This is a genomic window from Arsukibacterium sp. (genome assembly GCF_033721375.1).
Taxonomy (GTDB): domain Bacteria; phylum Pseudomonadota; class Gammaproteobacteria; order Enterobacterales; family Alteromonadaceae; genus Alishewanella.
The window spans coordinates 258,010-279,386 of sequence record NZ_JAWWAP010000007.1 but is presented as its reverse complement, the minus strand read 5'-3'; the positions used below and the strand labels follow the sequence as shown (position 1 = coordinate 279,386).

Annotated in this window: 20 protein-coding genes; all 20 read left to right on the top strand. The window is 50.7% G+C overall.

The features are described from left to right. Window positions 1-219: 219 nt before the first annotated feature. The 20 genes from R3187_RS12980 to flhA all read left to right on the top strand — a co-directional run bounded on the left by R3187_RS12980 (window position 220) and on the right by flhA (window position 21,368). Window positions 220-1,014 carry a flagellin gene (locus R3187_RS12980; RefSeq protein WP_318967480.1) on the top strand — a complete coding sequence of 265 codons (795 nt, stop codon included), beginning with the start codon at window positions 220-222 and terminating at the stop codon, window positions 1,012-1,014. Between the two features lie 143 nt (window positions 1,015-1,157). Further along, window positions 1,158-2,648 carry a sigma-54-dependent Fis family transcriptional regulator gene (locus R3187_RS12975; protein ID WP_318967479.1) on the top strand — a complete coding sequence of 497 codons (1,491 nt, stop codon included), beginning with the start codon at window positions 1,158-1,160 and terminating at the stop codon, window positions 2,646-2,648. Window positions 2,649-2,765: 117 nt separating this feature from the next. Further along, window positions 2,766-3,956: a sensor histidine kinase gene (locus R3187_RS12970; RefSeq protein ID WP_318967478.1), complete on the top strand. Its 1,191-nt coding sequence runs from the start codon at window positions 2,766-2,768 to the stop codon at window positions 3,954-3,956. Then, window positions 3,953-5,359, top strand: coding sequence for a sigma-54 dependent transcriptional regulator (locus tag R3187_RS12965; RefSeq protein ID WP_318967477.1), 1,407 nt, complete (start codon window positions 3,953-3,955; stop codon window positions 5,357-5,359). The genes R3187_RS12970 and R3187_RS12965 overlap by 4 nt, the downstream gene beginning before the upstream one ends. Before the next feature lie 183 nt (window positions 5,360-5,542). Next, on the top strand, window positions 5,543-5,881 hold the full coding sequence (gene fliE / locus R3187_RS12960; protein ID WP_318967476.1) for a flagellar hook-basal body complex protein FliE: 339 nt from the start codon (window positions 5,543-5,545) through the stop codon (window positions 5,879-5,881). 10 nt (window positions 5,882-5,891) lie between these two features. Further along, entirely contained in the window at window positions 5,892-7,604 is a 1,713-nt protein-coding gene (gene fliF, locus R3187_RS12955; RefSeq protein ID WP_318967475.1) for a flagellar basal-body MS-ring/collar protein FliF, read from the top strand. Continuing rightward, window positions 7,597-8,631 carry a flagellar motor switch protein FliG gene (fliG, locus tag R3187_RS12950; protein ID WP_318967474.1) on the top strand — a complete coding sequence of 345 codons (1,035 nt, stop codon included), beginning with the start codon at window positions 7,597-7,599 and terminating at the stop codon, window positions 8,629-8,631. Before fliF ends, fliG begins: the two co-directional genes overlap by 8 nt. 32 nt (window positions 8,632-8,663) lie before the next feature. Beyond that, window positions 8,664-9,584 carry a flagellar assembly protein FliH gene (fliH, locus tag R3187_RS12945; RefSeq protein WP_318967473.1) on the top strand — a complete coding sequence of 307 codons (921 nt, stop codon included), beginning with the start codon at window positions 8,664-8,666 and terminating at the stop codon, window positions 9,582-9,584. Then, window positions 9,577-10,920 carry a flagellar protein export ATPase FliI gene (gene fliI / locus R3187_RS12940; protein WP_318967472.1) on the top strand — a complete coding sequence of 448 codons (1,344 nt, stop codon included), beginning with the start codon at window positions 9,577-9,579 and terminating at the stop codon, window positions 10,918-10,920. The genes fliH and fliI overlap by 8 nt, the downstream gene beginning before the upstream one ends. Next, complete coding sequence (fliJ, locus tag R3187_RS12935; protein WP_318967471.1) at window positions 10,920-11,372, top strand: flagellar export protein FliJ; 453 nt, start codon at window positions 10,920-10,922, stop codon at window positions 11,370-11,372. Before fliI ends, fliJ begins: the two co-directional genes overlap by 1 nt. 105 nt (window positions 11,373-11,477) lie before the next feature. Then, complete coding sequence (locus R3187_RS12930) at window positions 11,478-13,430, top strand: flagellar hook-length control protein FliK (RefSeq protein ID WP_318967470.1); 1,953 nt, start codon at window positions 11,478-11,480, stop codon at window positions 13,428-13,430. 55 nt (window positions 13,431-13,485) lie between these two features. Further along, entirely contained in the window at window positions 13,486-14,058 is a 573-nt protein-coding gene (gene fliL / locus R3187_RS12925) for a flagellar basal body-associated protein FliL (protein WP_318967469.1), read from the top strand. A gap of 12 nt (window positions 14,059-14,070) precedes the next feature. Next, the gene (gene fliM / locus R3187_RS12920; RefSeq protein WP_318967468.1) at window positions 14,071-15,159 is read left to right on the top strand and encodes a flagellar motor switch protein FliM; all 1,089 of its coding nucleotides are present in this window, start codon (window positions 14,071-14,073) and stop codon (window positions 15,157-15,159) included. 4 nt (window positions 15,160-15,163) lie between these two features. After that, window positions 15,164-15,553 carry a flagellar motor switch protein FliN gene (gene fliN, locus R3187_RS12915; RefSeq protein ID WP_318967467.1) on the top strand — a complete coding sequence of 130 codons (390 nt, stop codon included), beginning with the start codon at window positions 15,164-15,166 and terminating at the stop codon, window positions 15,551-15,553. Next, window positions 15,553-16,179 carry a flagellar biosynthetic protein FliO gene (fliO, locus tag R3187_RS12910; RefSeq protein WP_318967466.1) on the top strand — a complete coding sequence of 209 codons (627 nt, stop codon included), beginning with the start codon at window positions 15,553-15,555 and terminating at the stop codon, window positions 16,177-16,179. Before fliN ends, fliO begins: the two co-directional genes overlap by 1 nt. A 6-nt stretch (window positions 16,180-16,185) precedes the next feature. Beyond that, window positions 16,186-16,929, top strand: a complete 744-nt coding sequence (gene fliP / locus R3187_RS12905; RefSeq protein ID WP_318967465.1) for a flagellar type III secretion system pore protein FliP — start codon at window positions 16,186-16,188, stop codon at window positions 16,927-16,929. Continuing rightward, the gene (fliQ, locus tag R3187_RS12900) at window positions 16,926-17,195 is read left to right on the top strand and encodes a flagellar biosynthesis protein FliQ (RefSeq protein WP_318967464.1); all 270 of its coding nucleotides are present in this window, start codon (window positions 16,926-16,928) and stop codon (window positions 17,193-17,195) included. Before fliP ends, fliQ begins: the two co-directional genes overlap by 4 nt. After that, window positions 17,195-17,968 carry a flagellar biosynthetic protein FliR gene (gene fliR / locus R3187_RS12895; protein WP_318967463.1) on the top strand — a complete coding sequence of 258 codons (774 nt, stop codon included), beginning with the start codon at window positions 17,195-17,197 and terminating at the stop codon, window positions 17,966-17,968. Before fliQ ends, fliR begins: the two co-directional genes overlap by 1 nt. A gap of 13 nt (window positions 17,969-17,981) precedes the next feature. Next, complete coding sequence (gene flhB / locus R3187_RS12890) at window positions 17,982-19,112, top strand: flagellar biosynthesis protein FlhB (protein ID WP_318967462.1); 1,131 nt, start codon at window positions 17,982-17,984, stop codon at window positions 19,110-19,112. A gap of 150 nt (window positions 19,113-19,262) precedes the next feature. Further along, the gene (flhA, locus tag R3187_RS12885) at window positions 19,263-21,368 is read left to right on the top strand and encodes a flagellar biosynthesis protein FlhA (RefSeq protein ID WP_318967461.1); all 2,106 of its coding nucleotides are present in this window, start codon (window positions 19,263-19,265) and stop codon (window positions 21,366-21,368) included. Window positions 21,369-21,377 lie beyond the last annotated feature (9 nt).

Genomic DNA, 21,377 nt, shown 5'->3' with positions numbered 1-21,377 from the left:
GCCCTCAAACAATTATCCGGCATTGTGCTGCCGTTCTGACTTGGATACAACGTTCTTATCACAAATTGCTCTAAGCATAAAGTGTGCCCAAAATAAGATTAATAAACTTATAATGTTAGCCAGCTACTGCCTTAGCCCTCGTCTGTTGCATACGAAATTGGTGCTTCGCTGGCAGATCGTCTAAACTATAGCCAATTTCTTTGCTTAAGTGGTATTGCTATGAAACTGAATAATTCAACGGGTTTAAACAGTCTGAATCAGGCTCAGCAGCAACAGGAAGGTTTGCTGAAAAAACTGGCAACGGCTCGTCAGATAAACAGTGCGGCTGATGATGCCGCCGGTTTGCAAATTGCTAATCAGCTGGGAAGCAGTATTAGTGCCAAAGGGCAGGGCGAACGCAACGCTTACGATGGTGTGTCGTTAGCCCGGGTATACGAGCAAGGGCTGCAGGGTATTAACGATAACCTGGGTGAACTGAACCGGTTAGCTGTGGTCGCCGGCAATGGCATTTATGGTGCACAAGAGCGGCAGGCATTGCAGAAAGAAGCAGATAGTTATCTGGCGAATATTCAACAAACGATTGATAATACAGAATTTGCGGGTAAAAAATTGTTCGGTGCTGATGCCAGCGTAGCATTTGGTACCGGTAACGGCTCAGTAAACCTGACCACGACCGATGTGCAAACTGCATTGCAAAATGAAGATGCGTTTAATATCGATTTCAGCTCGGCTACATCTGCTGAGCAATCACTGACCAGAATAACCGACTCGATAGAGTTGATTGGCAGCTTGCAGGCACAGGCGGGTGCCGAGGCAAATCGCTTTGCCAGTGCCGGTAGTAATTTGAATAATCAGCAAATTGCCGAGTCCGCTGCCCGCAGCCGGATTGAAGACTTAGATTTTGCCAAAGCAACCAGTGATAAAACGGCAGCAGATATTCTGAGCCAAAGCTCGACCAGCGTGGCAATGCAGGCCCGTATTCAGCAGCAGCAAGCGTTAACACTGCTAGGCTGATAGCAATATAATTCAGCGTACTTTTCATTCATTATCAGACTAACGCTATTTTTTTGACAGCTGTCAAAAAAATAGCGTTTTTGGTTGCAAGCTCAGGTTAGCGCAGTACAATGAAATCAAAGCAATAACAATAATGCGGCACAATGGCAGCACATCCTCCTCTTTACATTACAGATTCTCAGCAACGGCGCGCCGAACGTCTTTCGACAGTACTCAGCTTTATTAACGAACCACACCAGATAGTGAGTGATCAGGCGTTGCTGCAACAGCTGGCTCCTGATACACCTGCGGTGGTGCTGCTGGGTGCTATTGGTGAAGCAGAGCATGCGGATTTGTTGTTACGTTTTCCACGATGTGCATTTTTGCTGATTGGTGAGCCGCTAAGCCCGTTGCTGCAGTATCCGAATGCGGTGGGGTTGCTTACCGAACCTTTTTCTTACAATACCCTTACCCAGTTGCTGCGCGATTGTCAGCAATATCATCGGTTATTACCGGGCCAGCGTCTGACTGAAACAACACTGAAGTTTGATGGTATGGTTGGCCAGACCGAGCCGATGCAAAAAGTCCGGTTTTTAATCTCACAAGTCGCTAAAACTGATGCAAACGTGCTGGTATTGGGCCAGTCTGGTACTGGCAAAGAGGTAGTCGCCCGCAATATTCATTTATTATCAAACCGGGCGGCAGGTCCTTTTGTGCCGATTAACTGCGGTGCCATTCCGGCTGAGTTACTGGAAAGTGAGTTATTCGGTCACGAAAAAGGCGCCTTCACCGGCGCAATATCTACCCGTAAAGGCCGGTTTGAACTGGCGCAGGGTGGTACCTTATTTCTGGATGAAATTGGCGACATGCCACAACCCATGCAGGTCAAGCTGTTGCGGGTATTACAGGAGCGTATTTTTGAGCGGGTAGGGGGCAGTCAGACTATTAAAGCCGATGTCAGGATTATTGCTGCTACCCACCGTGATCTCGAGCATATGATCACTGAAGGCCAGTTCAGGGAAGATCTTTTCTACCGGCTTAACGTGTTTCCGATTGAAACACCGGCGCTTAGTGAGCGTTGTGAGGATTTACCCCTGTTGATCCAGGAACTACTAAACCGGCAGGCTGGTGCACATCATGGCCGGATCCGGTTTACCGAGCGGGCGCTGGAGAGTCTGAAACTGCATAGCTGGCCGGGCAATGTGCGCGAGCTGGCAAATTTACTGGAGCGGATGCTGATCATGTATCCGGATCAGGTAGTGGATGTGGCCGAGCTTCCGAAAAAGTATTGTTATCTGGATGTGGACAGCTATCAGCCAGAATATCCGGAGGCACTGCTTGAACGCGATATGCTCAATGATTTATTCGCCGCCAGCGCTGATGACAGCGAAGATGAAAATAGCAGCGGTTCCGACAGTCTGTCGCAAAGCAAGCAAGCACACAGTGATACAGCGATAAGTTTACCGCAACTCAGTGATATGGCCGCGGGTAATTTTGACCTGAAAGAATACCTTGCTGAACTTGAAGTGCAGCTGATATCTGAGGCCTTACAGCACCATGACTATGTCGTTGCCCGGGCAGCTGAAGTGCTGGGGCTGCGCCGTACTACCCTGGTCGAAAAAATGCGTAAGTACAATCTCGGGCGCGATGAATAACGGTGCGCTGTCAAGCGTTTGACGGTTTTAATTCTAATTTTGTCATTATATTCAGCATCTTAACCTTGGCATAGTCTCTGCATCTGCTCTGTTATTTGCAGTGAGATCAGGTAGCTTATGCCAACTGTCAGCTATGTTCATTCAGATAACGCTGCGCCGCTGCGCAGTCAGCCAATACCGGGTCAGCGGGAACTGGGCAGGGTGGTTAGTCAGGCGTTAGCAGCGTTTGGTCATACTACTGCCAGTAACTCCGACAATGCTCCGGCCAACAGCCCCGACAACCGGGCGGACAACCGGCTGCAACATATTCTAAATGTGTTGCCTGCTGGCGTGATATTGCTAAGTGCCAGAGGCGTTGTCTCAGAAGCCAATCCGGTAGCAACCCGAATGCTGGGTCAACCCTTACTGGGTCAGCTCTGGCTGGACGTGATAACCCGCTGCTTTGCGCCGCGCAGTGATGATGGGCTGGAAGTATCGTTAAAAGATGGCCGGCGGGTAAAGCTTGAAATCAGCCCGCTCAGTCCTGAACCCGGTCAACTTATTGTTCTGACCGATCTGACCCAGACCCGCCAGCTGCAAAGCAGGCTGGCACACTTACAGCGGCTATCCACTCTCGGCAAAATGATGGCAACTCTGGCACATCAGATCCGGACACCGCTGTCGTCTGCCATGTTGTATGCGGAAAACCTGGGCAGCAGCAAACTTAATGCCGCCTCACAACAGCAGTTTCAGCAGAAGTTACTGGCAAGGCTGCATGATCTGGAGCAACAGGTAAATGATATGCTGCTGTTTGCCCGCGCCGGCACTGCGCAGGCGGTACAGCCTTTTACCTTGCAAAGTCTGCTTAACGAAATTAATGCGGTATCTGAGGCTTTGTTACAGCAGCATCAGGCGCAACTGACCATCAGCACCCGTTGTCAGGACGTGTATTTATTGGGAAATATCAGCAGCCTGGCCGGTGCAGTAAATAACCTTGTTCAGAACAGCATTCAGGCCCTGAAAAATGGTGCCCATATTCATATTTCAGTGCAGCAACAGGCCGGCGCTTTACATTTTACCGTGACGGATAACGGACCAGGTATTGCAGCTGATGTGCAGCCATATATTTTTGAGCCGTTTTTCAGTCGCCGCCAGCATGGCAGTGGTCTTGGGCTGGCGGTGGTGCAGGCCGTGGTTAACTCGCATCAGGGCGAGGTTCACTATGTACAGCGTCCCGACTGTGGTGCCTGCTTTGTGATTAAGTTACCAATTCATTTTTCTGACGCGAATATCCAGCAAGCTAACTCTCCAGACAGAGGTATCGAATGACAACAGCGACCCCAATACTGATAGTAGAGGATGATGCCGGCTTGCGTGAGGCCTTGTGCGATACGCTTAGCCTGGCAAATTATCAGGTGTTTAGTGCTGACAGTGCCGAAAGTGCGTTATTGTTGCTGAAAAAGCAACAGGTACAACTGGTGGTCAGTGACGTGCAAATGGGTGAAGTTTCAGGCTTAACATTGCTTAAAACCTTACGCCAGCATTATCCACAACTGCCGGTGCTGATGATGACGGCCTATGCCAATGTCCAGGATGCCGTTGAGGCCATCCGCCTCGGCGCCGTTGATTATCTGGCTAAGCCCTTTGCGCCTCAGGTATTGCTCAGCACCGTCAGCCGTTATGTCTTAGCCGAGCAGGCTAACCCGCAGACCCCCGTGGTAGCGGCTCCTGCCAGCATAGCGCTACTTGAGCTCACTGCCCGGGTCGCCCGCTCAGAAGCCAGTGTAATGATTTCCGGCCCCAGTGGTTCCGGTAAAGAAGTACTGGCCCGGTATATTCACCAGCAATCTGGTCGCGCCCAGGGCCCTTTTATTGCGATTAACTGCGCTGCAATTCCGGAGAATATGCTGGAATCGACCCTGTTTGGCTATGAAAAAGGCGCTTTTACCGGTGCCATCGCCGGTTGTCCCGGTAAGTTTGAGCAAGCGCAGCACGGCACCTTGCTGCTGGACGAAATTACCGAAATGGATTTAAACCTGCAGGCAAAATTACTGCGGGTATTGCAGGAGCGTGAAGTGGAACGGCTGGGTAGCCGTAAAACCATTAAACTGGATGTACGGGTGCTGGCGACCAGTAATCGCGACCTGCAGCAGGCGGTCGCTGCAGGCGACTTTCGCCAGGATCTGTTTTTCAGATTAAATGTATTTCCACTTAACTGGCCAGCCCTGGTCGAGCGGCCGGAAGATATTGCACCACTGGCAAAGCACCTTATCAGTAAATACTGTCAGCAACAGGGGCGGGCGGTATTATCGCTGAGTGACAGCGCAATAAAGCTGTTGCTGCAGCACAGCTGGCCGGGCAATGTCCGGGAGCTGGATAATGTGATTCAGCGTGCGCTTATTCTGTGTCAGGGCGGGCAGATCACCCCGGCGGATATTTTGCTATCCGCAGATGGTAGTGCCGCAAGTGTGCTGGCAGCGCCCGTGGCGCAGTCGTTGGCGACAACGGGATCAGCAACAGCAACGCAGCCGCCAACAGATAATAGCACCACTGCTGTGCCGGATGATTTTAAATCAGAATTACATGAGCAGGAACACCGGATTATTCTGGCAACGTTAAAGGCCTGTGCTTACAAGCGCAAAGCGGTGGCAGAAAAGCTTGGCATCAGCGATCGTACCTTGCGCTATAAGCTGGCCAGAATGCGTGAATCCGGCATAGAGCTCCCCGCCTGACCTGCTTTGGCGATGGGACAATAACAGAAGTTTTTTAATAAAAGCCGGTTCTACGGCTTTTTTGTTGTTTAAAAACAGCCATATAAATGTGGCATAACTCCTGCTTAGTATCCTTGCAGCCGCACGTTGGCAATTATTTGACACCCGATATTTTCGCAAGGCTTTTTAAGACAGGGTACAGCTATGAACATTAAAGGTCAGGCGTTATACGCCCAAATGCAATCGATGGCCAGCCAGGCCCGCAGTTTGTCGGCCGACATCAAACCTGTTAATCAGTTGGCAGAGGTAAATCCCAGCCAGTCTGAGTTCAGTACCTTATTCAAAGATGCCTTGAAAACCGTAAATAATGTGCAGGCAGCAGCCGGGGAGCTGCGCACCCGGGTAGAAATGGGTGATCCTAATGTATCGCTGGTTCAGGCTATGATCGCTGCACAAAAATCGTCATTGGCGTTTGAAGCAACAGTACAGGTACGCAACAAAATGGTTGAAGCGTATAAAGACATTATGTCAATGCCGGTTTAAGGGGTAGCACGTGGCAGATAATCAATCGACAGAGCTGGCAATAAGCCCAAGTGACTATAATAGCTCAAATAATTCAGAGTCACAGGAGCAGAAATCAGGCTTTCTGGGAGCGATTGGCGGCGTAGATATGATGCGTCAGGTCACGCTGATGATTGCCCTGGTTATTTGTCTGGTTATTGCAGTATTAATTTTTTTCTGGGCCCGGCAGGCAGAAATGCGGCCACTGGGCACTTATGCCACCCAGGAACTTATTCAGACCCTTGACCATTTAGATGCGCAGCAAGTTGATTATAAGCTTGAAGGCAACGTGATTTATGTCGCCGAAGATCAATACCAGTCCGTAAAACTGGGCTTGTCCCGCGCCGGTTTAACTCAGGAGCCATCAGCTGGTACCGAATTTTTATTGCAGGACAGTGGCTTCGGCGTTAGTCAGCGCCTGGAAATGGAGCGCTTGAAACATAGCCGTGAGCAGCAGCTGGCCCGCACCATCGAAGAGTTACAAAGCGTTGCCCGCGCCCGGGTATTGCTGGCTATTCCAAAAGAAAATGTATTTGCCCGTCAGGCCGCATCGCCGTCGGCGACCGTGTTGGTCACGGCGCGCGGCGGCACCGTCATCCGCGACAGTGAAGTGGATGCCATCGTTGATCTGGTTGCCTCCGCTGTGCAGGGGATGGAGCCTTCAAAAGTGACGGTCACCGATCAAAGCGGCCGCTTACTGAACAGTGGTTCCCAGGACGGCAGTGCTGCCCGTTCACGTCGGGAACATGAATTGCAACGCGCTCGTGAAGATGAATACCGCCAGAAAGTTGATTCAATTCTGCTGCCGGTACTGGGCTATGGCAATTATACTGCTCAGGTAGACCTGATGCTGGACTTTACCGCCGTTGAACAAACCCAGAAACGCTTTAATCCTGACTTACCGGCAATTCGCAGTGAAATGACTATTGAAGAAAGCAGTGTCGGCGGCGGCAGTGCGGGTATTCCCGGTGCTTTGTCTAACCAGCCGCCGCTTAATTCAACTATCCCGGAAGAAGCTGAAGGCGGTAATGCCCGGCCGGTGGTTCCGGGGCGCAGCCACAAAGAAGCAACCCGCAATTATGAGCTGGATACCACCATCAGCCATACCTCACAGCAAAGCGGGGTAATCCGCCGTTTGTCAGTGTCGGTGGCGGTGGATTATGAACCTGGCGAGCCCAATGCCGAGGGTGTCAGCGAGCCGCAGCCACGTACTCAGGAATCGCTGGCCAATATTCGCCGGTTATTACAGGGCGGCATTGGTTTTGACGCCCAGCGCGGTGATACTATAGAAGTGATATCAGTGCCGTTTGTCCGCGAAGCCTTGCTGGAAGAAGAACCGCTGGCAATTTATCAGGAAGAATGGTTTTTACGGATCCTGCGTTTGCTGATTGGTGGCATTATTATCATCGCGCTGATGCTGGGCATAGTGCGGCCGATGCTGAAAAAACTGATTTACCCTGAGCAAACAGATGATGCCTATGATGACAAAGCCCTGAGCAGTGGTTTAGATCTGGGTGATGACACCATAGATATGCTAAATTCAACCTTTGATGAAAACGCAGTAGGCTTTGCACCAGACGGCACCTTAATGCTGCCAGACCTGCACGGTGATGAAGATTTACTGCGGGCGGTTCGGGCACTGGTAGCCAATGAACCTGAGTTATCCTCTCTGGTAGTGAAAAACTGGTTGGCTGAAGATGAATAATAAAATAGAAGAGAAACCCAGCTTTGATGTCGGCAAGCTGGATGGTGTTGAAAAAGCCGCCATTTTGCTGCTTAGCTTATCGGAAGAAGATGCCGCCCAGATTTTAAAGCACCTGGAGCCAAAACAGGTGCAAAAAGTCGGCCTGGCCATGGCGCAGATGACTGATTTAAATCAGGCCAAGATCTCGGCTGTGCATCGTTTGTTTATCGAGCAGATCCAGAACTTCAGCACCATAGGCTTCCAGAGTGAAGAATTTATTAAACGGGCGTTGACGGCAGCACTGGGTGAAGAAAAGGCGGCCAATCTGATTGATCAGATAGTGTTAGGCGGCGGAGCCAAAGGGCTTGATTCACTGAAATGGATGGATTCCAAACAGGTGGCTAATATTATCCGCAATGAGCACCCGCAAATTCAGACAATAGTGTTGTCCTATCTGGAACCGGAGCAGTCAGCTGAAATTTTGTCGCAGTTTTCAGAGAAAGTCCGGCTGGATTTAACGATGCGTATCGCTAATCTGGAAGAAGTACAACCGGCAGCATTACAGGAACTAAACGAAATTATGGAAAAACAATTTGCTGGTCAGGCGGGTACCCAGTCCGCGAAAATGGGCGGCTTAAAAGCAGCGGCCGATATCCTGAACTACCTCGATACCAATATGGAAGGTCAGTTAATGGATTCGATCCGTGAGCATGACGAAGAAATGGCGCAGCAAATTCAGGATCTGATGTTTGTGTTTGAAAATCTGGTCGATGTCGATGATCGCGGTATTCAGGTGCTGTTACGGGAAATTCAGCAGGATGTGCTGATGAAGGCGCTGAAAGGAACCGACGAGAATCTGAAAGAGAAAATCCTGAAAAATATGTCGAAACGGGCGGCTGAGCTGCTGCAGGATGATTTAGAAGCGATGGGGCCGGTTCGGGTCAGTGAAGTGGAAACCGCCCAGAAAGAAATTCTGTCTACCGCACGTCGCTTATCAGATGCCGGTGAAATTATGCTGGGTGGTGGTGGTGGTGAAGACTTCCTGTAACAGACTGGCAGTAGCTGGCAGCGGAATTAACAATGACCAAAAGCGCCTTTAATCGTAACCGGCCATATTCTCCGGATCCGGAAGCATCAGAGCAGGTAAAGCACTGGCCGACGCCGGACTTAACCGCCGATGCTTATGCACAGGACACCCGGACCAATGCCCTGAATATGCACCGGCCAGAGGTCAGAACCTCAAAGGCTGAGCAGGCAGAAGAAGAGTTAGTGGTTAAGCCACTGACGGCTGATGATATCGAGCAAATGCGCCAGGCCGCGCATGATGAAGGTATGCAGCAGGGAAAAGAAGAAGGTTTTGCCAAAGGCTACAGTGAAGGGCGTGAACAAGGCCAGCAGGATGGTTTTAAACAAGGCCTGGCCGAAGGTAAAAAGCAGGGTCTGGCAGATGGCGCAACAGAGCTGGATGCGCTGCGGGCTGAATTAAGTCTTTTGCTGGACCAGTTACAGCAGCCGCTGGCAAAAATTGACAACCGGGTTGAACAGGAGCTGGTGCAGCTAAGCCTGGCAATGGCGAAAGCGGTTATTAATGTTGAAGTGACCACTAATCCACAAGTGATATTAAAGGCGCTGCAAGAAGCCATCAGCGCATTGCCACTGCAAAGCAGCAAGCTGGTTATTAAACTTAACCCGGCAGATATCGCCTGTGTTAAGCGCCATTATAATGACACTGAATTAGCCGAGCGTGGCTGGCAGCTGCGCACTGAGCCACTGGTTGAGCAAGGCGGCTGTTTGATTGAAAGTGAGTCTTCCAGTGTTGATCGTAGTTTAACCCAGCGAGTGCAGAGCACTCTGGAACATTTTCTGCAATTAGCTGAAGCCGCTGACGGCTCAGTTGATGTTGTATCGACAGAGCCGGCGCTAGCGGCTGAAACTGAAGCTAAAACTGAAGCTAAAACGACTACAGAGCAGCACGCTCCGGATAACAAACCGCATGACTGAGCGCAGCAGCTTGCTTACCAAACTGCAGCAACAGCAGCAGTATATTCATCCGTCTTTACCTGCCGTATCGGGCCATCTGGTGCGGGTGGTTGGTTTAACGCTCGAGGCGACGGGCTGTCGGGCTGCCATTGGTCAGCCTTGTCTGGTGGAAAGTGCCCGCGGGGCTATTCTGGCCGAAGTGGTTGGTTTTGCCAATGAGCGGTTATTTCTGATGCCGCAGGACGATATAACCGGGGTTGTGCCTGGTGCCCGTGTTACCCCTGTTATCCAATATAAAGGTATTCCTTTGAGCCTGAATTTGCTCGGCAGAGTGATTGATGGTGTCGGCAAGCCGCTGGATGGCAAGGGACCGATTAGCGCAACTGAGTTCAGTAAAGGCAAAGGCAAACCGATTAACCCGTTATTGCGCCGACCGGTTAAACAGCCGCTCGATGTTGGTGTCAGGGCCATTAACAGTATTATCACCGTAGGCAAAGGCCAGCGAATGGGCTTGTTTGCCGGCAGTGGCGTCGGCAAAAGTGTGTTACTTGGCATGATGACCCGGGGTACCGCAGCCGATGTCATTGTGGTCGGGCTGGTCGGTGAGCGTGGCCGTGAGGTAAAAGAGTTTATTGATGAAATTCTGGGTGAAGAAGGCAAAGCACGCGCGGTGGTTATTGCCGCACCCGCCGATGTATCGCCATTGATGCGTCTGAAAGGGTGCGAAACGGCGGTGCAGGTCGCCGAGTATTTTCGCGATCAGGGACTGGATGTATTATTGCTGATTGACTCGATAACCCGCTATGCCCAGGCGCAGCGGGAAATTGCCCTGGCAGTGGGCGAACCGCCAGCCACCAAGGGTTATCCACCTTCGGTATTTGCCAAATTACCGGCATTGGTTGAGCGGGCCGGAAACGGTAGCGGCCATCAGGGCTCGATAACGGCCTTTTATACGGTGTTATCAGAGGGTGATGATTTACAGGACCCGATAGCTGACGCGTCCCGGGCCATTCTGGACGGTCATATCGTGCTGTCCCGTAGTCTTGCCGACAGTGGTCATTTCCCGGCCATTGATATCGAAAAATCGATCAGCCGGGTAATGCCTGCGGTAACCAGCAATGAGCATCAGCAGCTTGCCCGCACAATCAAACAATTGTATGCCAGCTATCAGCAAAGCAAAGATTTAATTGCTATTGGTGCATATGTGCGCGGCAGCGATCCGTTGCTGGATCAGGCCATTGGCCTGATGCCAAAAATTAAAACCTTTCTGCAACAGGGCATGCACGATGTGGTGCCCTACGATGACAGTTTAGTGGCGCTGAGTCAGGTAGCTCCTGCCCAGCGAATGGCCGGCTGATGGCAGCACATCGTTTTAGTTTAATTATCAAAGTGCAGCGTGAACGCGAAGATAATTTGCAGGCTCAGTTTATTAAAGCGCAACAATATTTTCAGCAGGCAGAGCAAAAATATCAGGGGCTGGCCAATTACCGTACCGAGTATATTCAGCAAAGTCAGCGTCAGGGTAGTCAGGGCCTGCAAAGCCGTCAGTACAGTCAGTATGTCAATTTTATCGGCAAATTAGACCAGGCGCTGGTGCAGCAGGCCAGAGTGGTTCATCAGGCGAAAGCCGCAGCAGAGCAGCGCAAACAAAGCTGGTTAAAAATGCAAACTAAACGTAAGGCACTGGAGCTGTTAGTTGAGCGCTCAGATGCAGCAGCGTTACAGTTACTTGAACGCCAGCAGCAAAACCTGAGTGATGAATACGCCGGTCAGCAATTTTATCGCCGGCAACTTAACCAGCAACAATGATCGAGCTGACATTTAAAACTGGCGCGATTTTTGTATTAAAACTTAATTAATAGCACTACAACCCCTTGCTCAGTTGTGAACCCGTAGCACAACCAGGAGACCCAGATGAACCCATTGTTGTCATTTTCTGTTTCAAGTTCCGGCCCCGGAACCGCAGGCGCAGAGCCTGTTGCTCATCAGGCGGGCGCAGCAATGGATGATTCCGCCGGCGCAAAACAATTTGGGCGCTTTCTCGAGCAATCCGGCGCGCAGCTAACCACAGACAGGCAAAGTATTGCCGCTTTTAGCATTAGCGGTAAAGGCAAACGAATGGCCAGCATGGTGGGATTGCCAGCGGGCCGGCCAGACAATGCCCTGCATCCCGTTATTCCACCTGACGCTGAGCTGATACTGAGCAATGAGAGCGATGTCAGCAATCTGCTGGGAATGCTCGATCTGGCAAGCCAGACCCGGTTGCAGCTGACATCTGAAGCCTCTGCCAAAACTCAGGCAAACCCCGATACTCAGGCTGATGCGACCGATAAAGCCGCTTTGACTGGCGACACAGAGTTAAGCGATAAGACCGTCCTGAGCGATGAAACAGCCCTGAGCGATGAAACAGCTACGGTTGACAATGCCGCTACTGAAGACGGTAAAAAGCTAAGTAAAGGTGCCTGGTTTATCCTGCCGGTATACCCGGAAGCCGCAGCAGAGACAGCAGACAGTAGCGATGCTGAACAGCTGAAAAAGCCGGCTGAAAACACCAGTCAGCCAACCGGTGCCAACGCGGCTGAGCTAAAATCTGCCGCTTCGAACAGTGATGCCGGACCGGCAATGGCAGCTGCTGCCGACAAAGACGTTTCTGCCGCTGGTCAGGATCAAATCAGTGCTAAACCCGGGGAGATTCAGCAAGCCAGATCTGAGCAAAGTGCTGTCCCGGCTGTTGCTGTCGCAGAAGATGGCGATAACATTGACAATAAACAGGCAGCCGTTCCGGCTTCGGCCCAGGCTGACAGCAGCAAATTAGCAGCAACAGCTGCAGCGAAAACAGAGCCTGCAACCGCGCAGCCGGCTGCGACAGTTATTTCTGGCTCTGATGCCCCAACCACCGCCGCTGCGCAGACAGCTGCGGCGACGTTGGCCGGGCCAGATACTGCGGTGGTTATGGCAGCTGCAACCGAAATGCGCGAAGCAGCCAAGCCAGGCCCTGCTGCCCAGACATCTGAGGTTATAAAGCAGGAAACCGGCCCACAAGCTGCGGCGACAATTTTTGATAATACAGACAACGCAGCCAACACGACAGGTGATGGTGCACCAGCAAGCGTATTAGCCAGTGCTGCTGCAGTTGCAGAATCATCGCAGGCGAAGCAACAACGGAGCGGTTCGGCTGATAGCCTTATTCAGTCAAAACAGGCACAACTGGCTGACCCTGATACAATGAATCAGCAAGTGAAAGTTGACGCCGGTACAACCCCGCCGGGCGCCCGCGCTGAATCAGCATTAAGCGGTTTTGGCAGCGTATTCAGTCCGGCAGCGCAAAACCAGAGCGAAGCCGCCTTTGCAAGATTAGATGCAGCAACAGTGGCCGTTACCCGGCAAGCAACTGAGCGAACAACAGCACAAAGTGTCAATAAATCGGTTACGGAGCAATTGAAACAGGTCAATTTACTGGCACAAAATGCTGCCGGCCAGCTCAACGAGCGGATTAACCTGATGGTGCGCCAGAATATTCACGTTGCTGAAATACGGCTTGATCCGGCGGATTTAGGCCAGATGCAAATCAGAGTGAATTTGCAGCAGGAGCAGGCATCTGTGCAATTTATTGTCCAGCAACAACATGCCAAAGAATTGTTAGAGCAACAGATGCCACGGTTGCGGGAAATGCTGCAACAGCAAGGCATTCAGTTAGGTGAAGGGCAGGTACAGCAGCAACGTCAGGGTGACAGTCAGGCCAGTGCCCGGCGCGATGGTCAGACGGGTAATGGTCAGGGTGGCAGCGAGCAGCATACTGAAGAACAGGCGACAGCGGTGCAGTTAGACGTTAAGCTTAGTGAACGAATAGTTGATTATTATGCGTAAATTAAGGCTGAGTCAGGCATGAATTGCCACGGCCAATTTACTTTGGCTGTGGCCAGTGAGCATAATAGCCAGTAATCAGAAAATTGACGGAGTGAAAATGGCAGCCGATGGTGATTTAAAGCTGACTGAAGGCAAAAGTGGCCTGAAAAAGATACTTATGCTGGGTGGCGCTGTGGTAGTGGTGTTGGTGCTGGCTGCAGGCGCTTACTTCTATTTTCTGGGCGCGAAAAGCGCTGACCCAGTAGCCAGCAATGATGAAGGTACAGTTGCTGAGGCCGGCGACGGTAACAGGCCCAGCGGACCTGAGGGTAACGCGCTGTATGTGGCAATGCCAAGGCCCTTTGTGTTCAATGTACCGGGATCAGCCCGGGATCGGCTGGTGCAGATAAAAGTTCAGTTGCTGGTGCGCGGCAGTAACAATGAAACATTGGCACTGCGGCACATTCCGCTGATTGAGGCAAGTTTGCTGGAGGCCTTCAGCAGCGCCAATGCCGATGAGCTGATCACCACCACGGGTAAAGATGCGTTAAAAAACAAAGCCCTCAGCGATTTACAGCAGGCCTTGCTGGAAGTTGCCGGGTCTGTGGTGGTGGAAGAGGTACTTTTCACCAGTTTTGTTATGCAATAAGAGTGAGCTAACGTGACCGATTTATTGTCGCAAGATGAAATTGATGCGCTGTTACATGGTGTTGATGACGTCGAAGAAGAAGAAATAGACGACGGCGGTGATGGCCGGGGCCGGTCTACTATGGAATACGATTTCTCGTCGCAGGATCGTATTGTCCGTGGTCGGATGCCTACTCTGGAAATGGTCAACGAGCGTTTTGCCCGCCATATGCGGATCAGTCTGTTTAATATGATGCGCCGCACTGCTGAAGTATCGATAAACGGCGTGCAGATGATTAAGTTTGGTGAGTATGTCCATACGTTGTTTGTGCCTACCAGTCTGAATATGGTGCGGTTCCGGCCATTAAAAGGGACCGGTTTAATTACCATGGAAGCGCGACTGGTGTTTATTCTGGTAGATAACTTCTTCGGGGGTGACGGCCGCTACCATGCCAAAATTGAAGGGCGGGAATTTACCCCGACCGAGCGGCGGATTATTCAGATGCTGCTGAAACTTATTTTTGAAGACTATAAAGAAGCCTGGGCCCCGGTGATGGATGTCTCATTCGAATACCTGGATTCAGAAGTTAATCCGGCGATGGCAAATATCGTCAGCCCGACCGAGGTCGTGGTGATCAGTTCATTTCATATTGAACTGGACGGTGGTGGCGGCGATTTTCACGTGGCGTTGCCTTATTCAATGCTCGAACCCATTCGCGAGCTGCTGGATGCCGGAGTACAGAGCGATAAAGAAGATACTGATTTACGCTGGAGTAAGGCGCTGCGTGATGAAATTATGGATGTTAAAGTCGATTTGTCGACCAAAATGCTGGATGTTGATCTGACCCTCAGAGAAGTGATGGAACTGAAAGCAGGCGATATTATTCCGGTAGAAATACCTGATCACATTACGGTGTTAATTGAAGATTTACCAACCTACCGGGCCAAATTGGGCCGGTCACGTGAAAACGTAGCATTGAAAATTATTGAAAAAATCAGGCGGCCGGAGTCGGTAAAGTCTGAACTTCATGTGTTCACTAAAGGTGGCAGACGCCTGGACAGCGATGCAGATATTTCAGAATTAGAAGCCGATCTGAATTTAACAGAGCGGGACAGAGGATAAGACGATGGCAGACGATAAAGATACGATGGATGAATGGGCTGCAGCCATGGCCGAAGCTGAGGGCACTGACGATGCCAAAGCCGTTGATTTGGAAGAGCTCAGAGATGAGAAATCTAACATCACTGTGGATGAGCAACGTAAACTTGATACCATCCTCGATATCCCGGTTACTATTTCTATGGAAGTGGGCCGGGCAAAAATCAGTATCCGGAATTTATTGCAGCTAAACCAGGGTTCAGTGGTTGAACTGGAGCGGGTGGCCGGTGAGCCGCTGGATGTATTGGTTAATGGTACCCTTATTGCGCATGGTGAAGTGGTGGTAGTGAATGATAAATTCGGTATTCGCCTGACAGATGTCATTAGCCAGATAGAACGGATTAAAAAGTTACGCTGATGCAGTCAATATCAATAACCCCGGACCGGATCTTACTGGCGTTGGCGCTGATCACGGCGCTGGCTGCAACATCGCCCTCGTTTGCAACCGGGCAACAGCAGGTTACTGAAGCTGCAGCGCCGGAAACTGAGCAAACAGCTGATCCAGAAGCTGATCCGAAAAGCGAGGCAGAGCCAGTGCCCCCGCCACAAGCTGTACCGCAAGCCGCTACTGCTGATGAAACGGCGACAGAGTCTGTCGCTCAGGCAACAACAGCTGCGGAACCACGCCAGGGCATACCGTTTCAGCGCCAGGAGTTGCCTGCAGAGCGCAGTCCGGCAGGGGGATTGAGTCTGACTAAAATCGCCATTTCTCTGGCGGCAGTATTGCTGCTGGTATTTGCTCTTGGCTGGTTATTCAAAAAATTGACATTGCGCCTGCCTGGCAGTCAGCATGTTAAAGTTATTTGCTCGGTGCCGCTGGGGCAGCGGGAACGGCTTTTAGTTATTGAAATACAAGGAAAACAGCGGGTGCTGGGTGTAACACCACAAAGCATCAATATGCTGTTTGAGTTAGAAAATTCCCTTCCTGAAACAAAGTTGGCATCAGACTTTCATACACAGTTGCAATCATTCCTGAAAAAGTAAGTTTTTATGTTGCGATTGCTGTGTTTGTTGTTGCTGTTACTCAGCCCTGCAGTGCTGGCAGATAACAGTGTATTGCCGGCTTTAACCGTCACCACTAATGATGATGGTACGCAGCAGTACAGTGTAACGCTGCAGGTGCTGGCGTTAATGACCATGCTGAGTTTTATTCCGGCAATGGTGATTATGATGACCAGCTTTACCCGGATCATCGTCGTGCTGGCCATTTTGCGCCAGGCTATTGGTTTGCAGCAAACCCCGTCTAATCAGGTGTTAATTGGCATTACCCTGTTTCTGACATTTTTTATCATGGCGCCGGTATTCAAGACAGTTAACGAGCAGGCTATTCAACCCTATCTAAATGAATCCATTACCCCGGTCCAGGCGCTGGATGCGGCGATTGTGCCGGTAAAAGCTTTTATGTTGCATCAAACCCGGGTAAGAGATCTGGATACCTTTGCCCAGATTGCCGGTATTGAGGTATTAGAGCAGCCACAGGATTATCCAATGACCGTCGTTATTCCGGCCTTTATCACCAGCGAATTAAAAACGGCATTTCAGATTGGCTTTATGTTGTTTATTCCGTTTCTGATCATCGATTTGGTGGTAGCCAGTGTGTTGATGGCAATGGGTATGATGATGTTGTCACCGATGATTATTTCCCTGCCGTTTAAACTGATGATGTTTGTACTGGTGGATGGCTGGATCCTGGTAATGGGTACCCTCGCTACAAGTTACGGAGTAGGCACATGAGTCCTGAGGTTTTTGTCGATGTGCTGCGTGATGCATTGTTTATCGTGATACTGCTGGTCAGTGCCATTATTTTGCCATCACTGTTTGTCGGCTTAATCGTCGCGGTGTTTCAGGCGGCGACATCCATTAACGAGCAAACCTTAAGTTTTCTGCCAAGGTTAATTGTGACGCTACTGGCGCTGATTTTCGGCGGTCACTGGTTCGTCCGGGTGATTATGGACTACACCCATGAGTTGTTTCTCAGTATTCCGACTGTGGTGAACTGATGGAGTATCCGCTGGGCATCTTAATGCAGGGCATTGCAGATTTTCTGCTGCCGCTGTGTCGGGTAACCGGTATGCTGATGATTATGGCCGGGCTTGGTGCCCGCAATATTCCAATGCGGATTAAAACCGGTCTGGTAGTTATGATTACTCTGGCAGCAATGCCAATGCTGCCGCCGGTGACGTCGCCTGACTTAATGTCAGCCGCGATGTTTGTCGAAGTGTTTTTTCAGATCATGATTGGCTTTGCTCTGGGTTTCATCTCGCAAATGTTTATCACCACCTTTGTCATTGCCGGGCAGCTGCTCGCTACTCAGACCGGCCTGGGGTTTGCGTCTCTGGCTGACCCCTCCAGCGGCGTTAGTGTACCGGCTATTGGTCAGTTCTATCTGATCCTGGCCACCTTGCTGTTTTTCATTTTCAACGGTCACCTGATCATGATCCAGATGCTGATATTCAGTTTTGAAACCTTACCGATCAATGGCCAGTGGTGGGAAATGAGCAGTTACTGGACCATTGTTGAATTTGGTGGCTGGATGTTTGCAACAGCGCTGGCCATTGCCCTGGCGCCAATAGTCGCAATGCTGGTTGTCAATTTATCCTTTGGTATCATGACTCGCGCCGCGCCGCAGTTAAATATCTTTTCAATAGGTTTCCCTATTACCATGTTGTCAGGTTTACTGATTTTATGGCTGACGCTGGATACCTTTTTATTCCACTACGATAAGCAATGGCAGCATGCGATAGATTACAGCTGCCGGCTTATTGGCTGTTAACGGAGGCTGACCCATGGCAGAAGATTCCGGCGCCGAAAAAACCGAACAGCCCACGCCCAAGAAGCTGCAAGACGCAGCGGAAAAGGGCCAGATAGCCCGCTCAAAAGACCTTGGCACGGCTTTTGTGCTTATCGCCAGTGCGGCTTCTATGCTGATGTTTGGCAAAATGCTGGCAGTCGGTGTGCTGAATGTCGGCCAGCGGATGATGAGCCTTAATCAGAAAGACATGTTTGACACCAACTCGATGTTTACCGCATGGGGCGCGGTAGGGCAGGAATTGCTACCACCACTGGCCGCTATTTTTGCCTTTATTCTGGTCGCGGCTTTTGTCGGTAACTGTTTACTGGGAGGTTTTAATTTCAGCTGGCAGGCAGCCGGGCCAAAGCTTAGCAAAATGAGCCCGTTAAAAGGCTTTAAGCGGATGTTTGGCTTACAGGCGTTAGTAGAACTGGTTAAAGGTATCTTAAAAGTAGCGGTAGTGGTTACCGTGGCTTATTTACTGCTGAAGTTTTTCTTTATGGACATTATGGCGCTGTCACTGATGAGTGAGCCGAACAATATAGAATCGGCGCTGTATATTCTGGCATGGCTGTTCCTGGGGCTGTGCAGCAGTGTTTCTATTATCGCCATGGTCGATGCACCCTATCAGAAGTGGAATCATATCAAGCAGCTGAAAATGAGTTTGCAGGAGATAAAAGACGAGCATAAAAACTCGGAAGGTAGTCCGGAAATTAAAGCCCGGATCCGCCGCACCCAGATGCAAATGTCAATGAAACGGATGATGCAGGAAGTGCCAACAGCCGATGTCATAGTCACCAACCCCACCCACTTTGCAGTGGCATTAAAGTATGATCAGGGTAAGTTTCGGGCGCCTGTTGTGGTTGCCAAAGGCGTCGATGAAGTGGCCATGCATATCCGGAAAATTGCTAATGAGCATAAGGTACCGGTTATCGAGTCGCCCGCGTTGGCCCGGTCAATCTTCTACACCACTGAACTGGATCACCCGATCCCGGAGCAACTGTTCGCCGCTGTTGCCCAGGTACTGGCCTATGTGTATCAGCTGAAAATGTATAGAAAAGGCAAAGGCAGCCGGCCGAAAACCCTGGCCAGAGAGTTACCTATCCCTGCCGATTACCGCCACTAACCCCGGCCAAAAATAAAAAGGGTCAGAGTGATTTTCTGTAAAATCACTCTGACCCTTTTTATTCTGCGCCGGCTATTTACAGTTATGGAATGGTTTTTGCTGATACTGCTTAAGCCCCGCGTTAAGCGCCAATAATTTGTTAGGTACGCCATGCAGTTTGTTCAGTATTTTCACAATTTTGATAAATCAAAACTGTCGTTTATGAAAGGGCTTGGCACACCGCTGCTTATTCTGGCCGCGCTGGCAATGGTGGTACTGCCGTTACCGCCCATTCTGCTTGATACCTTATTCTCTTTTAATATCGCGCTGGCATTGGTGGTATTGCTGGTAACCATTTACACCTTGCGGCCGCTCGATTTCGGCATATTCCCCAGCGTACTGCTGGTTGCGACCATTATGCGCCTGGCACTGAACGTTGCCAGTACCCGGGTGGTGTTGCTGGAAGGCCATAACGGCGGTGATGCGGCCGGTAAAGTGATTGAAGCATTCGGCTCAGTAGTAATTGGCGGCAACTATGCCGTGGGTATCGTGGTATTTTTAATTCTGATCATTATCAACTTCGTGGTAGTGACCAAAGGTGCCGGTCGTATCGCTGAAGTGTCAGCCCGCTTCACCCTTGATGCAATGCCCGGTAAGCAAATGGCGATTGATGCTGATTTAAACTCCGGCCTGATCACCCAGGATGAAGCCAGAACCCGGCGTGAAGAAGTCACCAATGAAGCCGATTTTTATGGCTCAATGGACGGTGCCAGTAAATTCGTAAAAGGTGATGCCATCGCCGGTATCGTTATTCTGGTGATTAACCTAATTGGCGGGCTGTTTATCGGTATGCTGCAGCATGATTTAAGCTTCAGCAATGCCATGGAAATTTATACCCTGTTAACCATTGGTGATGGCCTGGTGGCACAAATTCCGTCACTGTTGCTGTCTATTGGTACCGCTATTATCGTTACCCGCCAGAATAAATCCGGTGATCTGGGCGAGCAAATGACCGCTCAGCTTAGTGATAACACCCATGTGTTGTTTATCGCCGCAGGCGTGCTGACTCTGATGGGCGTTGTACCGGGCATGCCACATTTTGCCTTTTTAAGCCTTGCTGCACTGATTGGGGGTACAGCCTGGTTTATCCGCAAAAAAGCGGTGCGGGTGCAGGCCGAGTTGGTAACAAAAAATACCACGCCCACTGCAGATAACCAGGTGCAACCGGTCAAAGAAATTGGCTGGGATGATGTCCAGGGCGTTGATACCATTGGCCTGGAAGTGGGGTATCGTTTAATTCCGCTGGTAGATAAAGCCCAGGGTGGCGAGCTGCTGAACCGGATCAAAGGCGTCCGCAAAAAACTGTCACAGGAGCTGGGCTTTCTGATACCACCGGTGCATATTCGCGACAACCTTGATTTAGAACCGAACAGTTACCGGGTCGCGCTGATGGGCGTGACCAGCGGTGAGGGTGAACTGCGCCACGATAACGAGTTGGCAATAAACCCCGGCCAGGTATTTGGTCAGCTTAAAGGTGTGGCCACCAAAGATCCGGCCTTTGGCCTGGAAGCGGTCTGGATCAGTAAAGACCAGCGCGAGCATGCCCAGACACTCGGTTATACCGTTGTTGACGCCGCCACCGTTGTCGCCACCCACCTGAGCCAGATTTTAACCAATAATGCCGCCAATTTACTGGGCCATGAAGAAGTACAGAATTTACTGGATATGCTGGCTAAGCATTCACCGAAACTGGTGGAAGGGCTGGTACCGGACGTACTGCAGCTGACTACCGTCGTAAAAGTGCTGCAGAACCTGTTGCAGGAAGGGGTGCCAATCCGTGATATGCGAACCATTGTCCAGACTCTGGTTGAATACGGCAGTAAAAGTCAGGATGTCGATGTGCTGACGGCAGCCTGCCGGATTTCGCTGCGCCGGTTAATTGTCCAGGAAGTGGTGGGCAGCAAGAACGAAATCCCGGTGATTACCTTTGCCCCTGAGCTTGAGCAAATGCTGCATCAGTCTATGCAGGCGGCGGGCAACGACGGTGCCGGCATTGAGCCGGGGCTGGCTGACAGGATCCAACAATCACTGCAGGAGGCACATCAGAACCAGGAATTAAATGGTGAAAGTGCCGTCATGCTAACGTCAGGAATTTTACGCTCAGTCATGGCACGATTCGTGAAGTACACCATTCCGGGGCTGCGGGTATTGTCCTATCAGGAAATTCCCGATGATAAACAAATTCGAATTGTCAGCGTTATTGGTCAGCAAAACTAGGAGTAACTC

What these genes read in the sequence shown, in the direction of transcription:
- fliO (WP_318967466.1), top strand. Translation starts at nt 15,553, where the DNA reads ATGCAGTCAATATCAATAACCCCGGACCGGATCTTACTGGCGTTGGCG.
- R3187_RS12930 (WP_318967470.1), top strand. Translation starts at nt 11,478, where the DNA reads ATGAACCCATTGTTGTCATTTTCTGTTTCAAGTTCCGGCCCCGGAACC.
- fliI (WP_318967472.1), top strand. Translation starts at nt 9,577, where the DNA reads ATGACTGAGCGCAGCAGCTTGCTTACCAAACTGCAGCAACAGCAGCAG.
- fliN (WP_318967467.1), top strand. Translation starts at nt 15,164, where the DNA reads ATGGCAGACGATAAAGATACGATGGATGAATGGGCTGCAGCCATGGCC.
- fliQ (WP_318967464.1), top strand. Translation starts at nt 16,926, where the DNA reads ATGAGTCCTGAGGTTTTTGTCGATGTGCTGCGTGATGCATTGTTTATC.
- flhA (WP_318967461.1), top strand. Translation starts at nt 19,263, where the DNA reads ATGCAGTTTGTTCAGTATTTTCACAATTTTGATAAATCAAAACTGTCG.
- flhB (WP_318967462.1), top strand. Translation starts at nt 17,982, where the DNA reads ATGGCAGAAGATTCCGGCGCCGAAAAAACCGAACAGCCCACGCCCAAG.
- fliH (WP_318967473.1), top strand. Translation starts at nt 8,664, where the DNA reads ATGACCAAAAGCGCCTTTAATCGTAACCGGCCATATTCTCCGGATCCG.
- R3187_RS12975 (WP_318967479.1), top strand. Translation starts at nt 1,158, where the DNA reads ATGGCAGCACATCCTCCTCTTTACATTACAGATTCTCAGCAACGGCGC.
- fliR (WP_318967463.1), top strand. Translation starts at nt 17,195, where the DNA reads ATGGAGTATCCGCTGGGCATCTTAATGCAGGGCATTGCAGATTTTCTG.
- fliE (WP_318967476.1), top strand. Translation starts at nt 5,543, where the DNA reads ATGAACATTAAAGGTCAGGCGTTATACGCCCAAATGCAATCGATGGCC.
- R3187_RS12970 (WP_318967478.1), top strand. Translation starts at nt 2,766, where the DNA reads ATGCCAACTGTCAGCTATGTTCATTCAGATAACGCTGCGCCGCTGCGC.
- fliP (WP_318967465.1), top strand. Translation starts at nt 16,186, where the DNA reads ATGTTGCGATTGCTGTGTTTGTTGTTGCTGTTACTCAGCCCTGCAGTG.
- R3187_RS12980 (WP_318967480.1), top strand. Translation starts at nt 220, where the DNA reads ATGAAACTGAATAATTCAACGGGTTTAAACAGTCTGAATCAGGCTCAG.
- fliG (WP_318967474.1), top strand. Translation starts at nt 7,597, where the DNA reads ATGAATAATAAAATAGAAGAGAAACCCAGCTTTGATGTCGGCAAGCTG.
- fliJ (WP_318967471.1), top strand. Translation starts at nt 10,920, where the DNA reads ATGGCAGCACATCGTTTTAGTTTAATTATCAAAGTGCAGCGTGAACGC.
- R3187_RS12965 (WP_318967477.1), top strand. Translation starts at nt 3,953, where the DNA reads ATGACAACAGCGACCCCAATACTGATAGTAGAGGATGATGCCGGCTTG.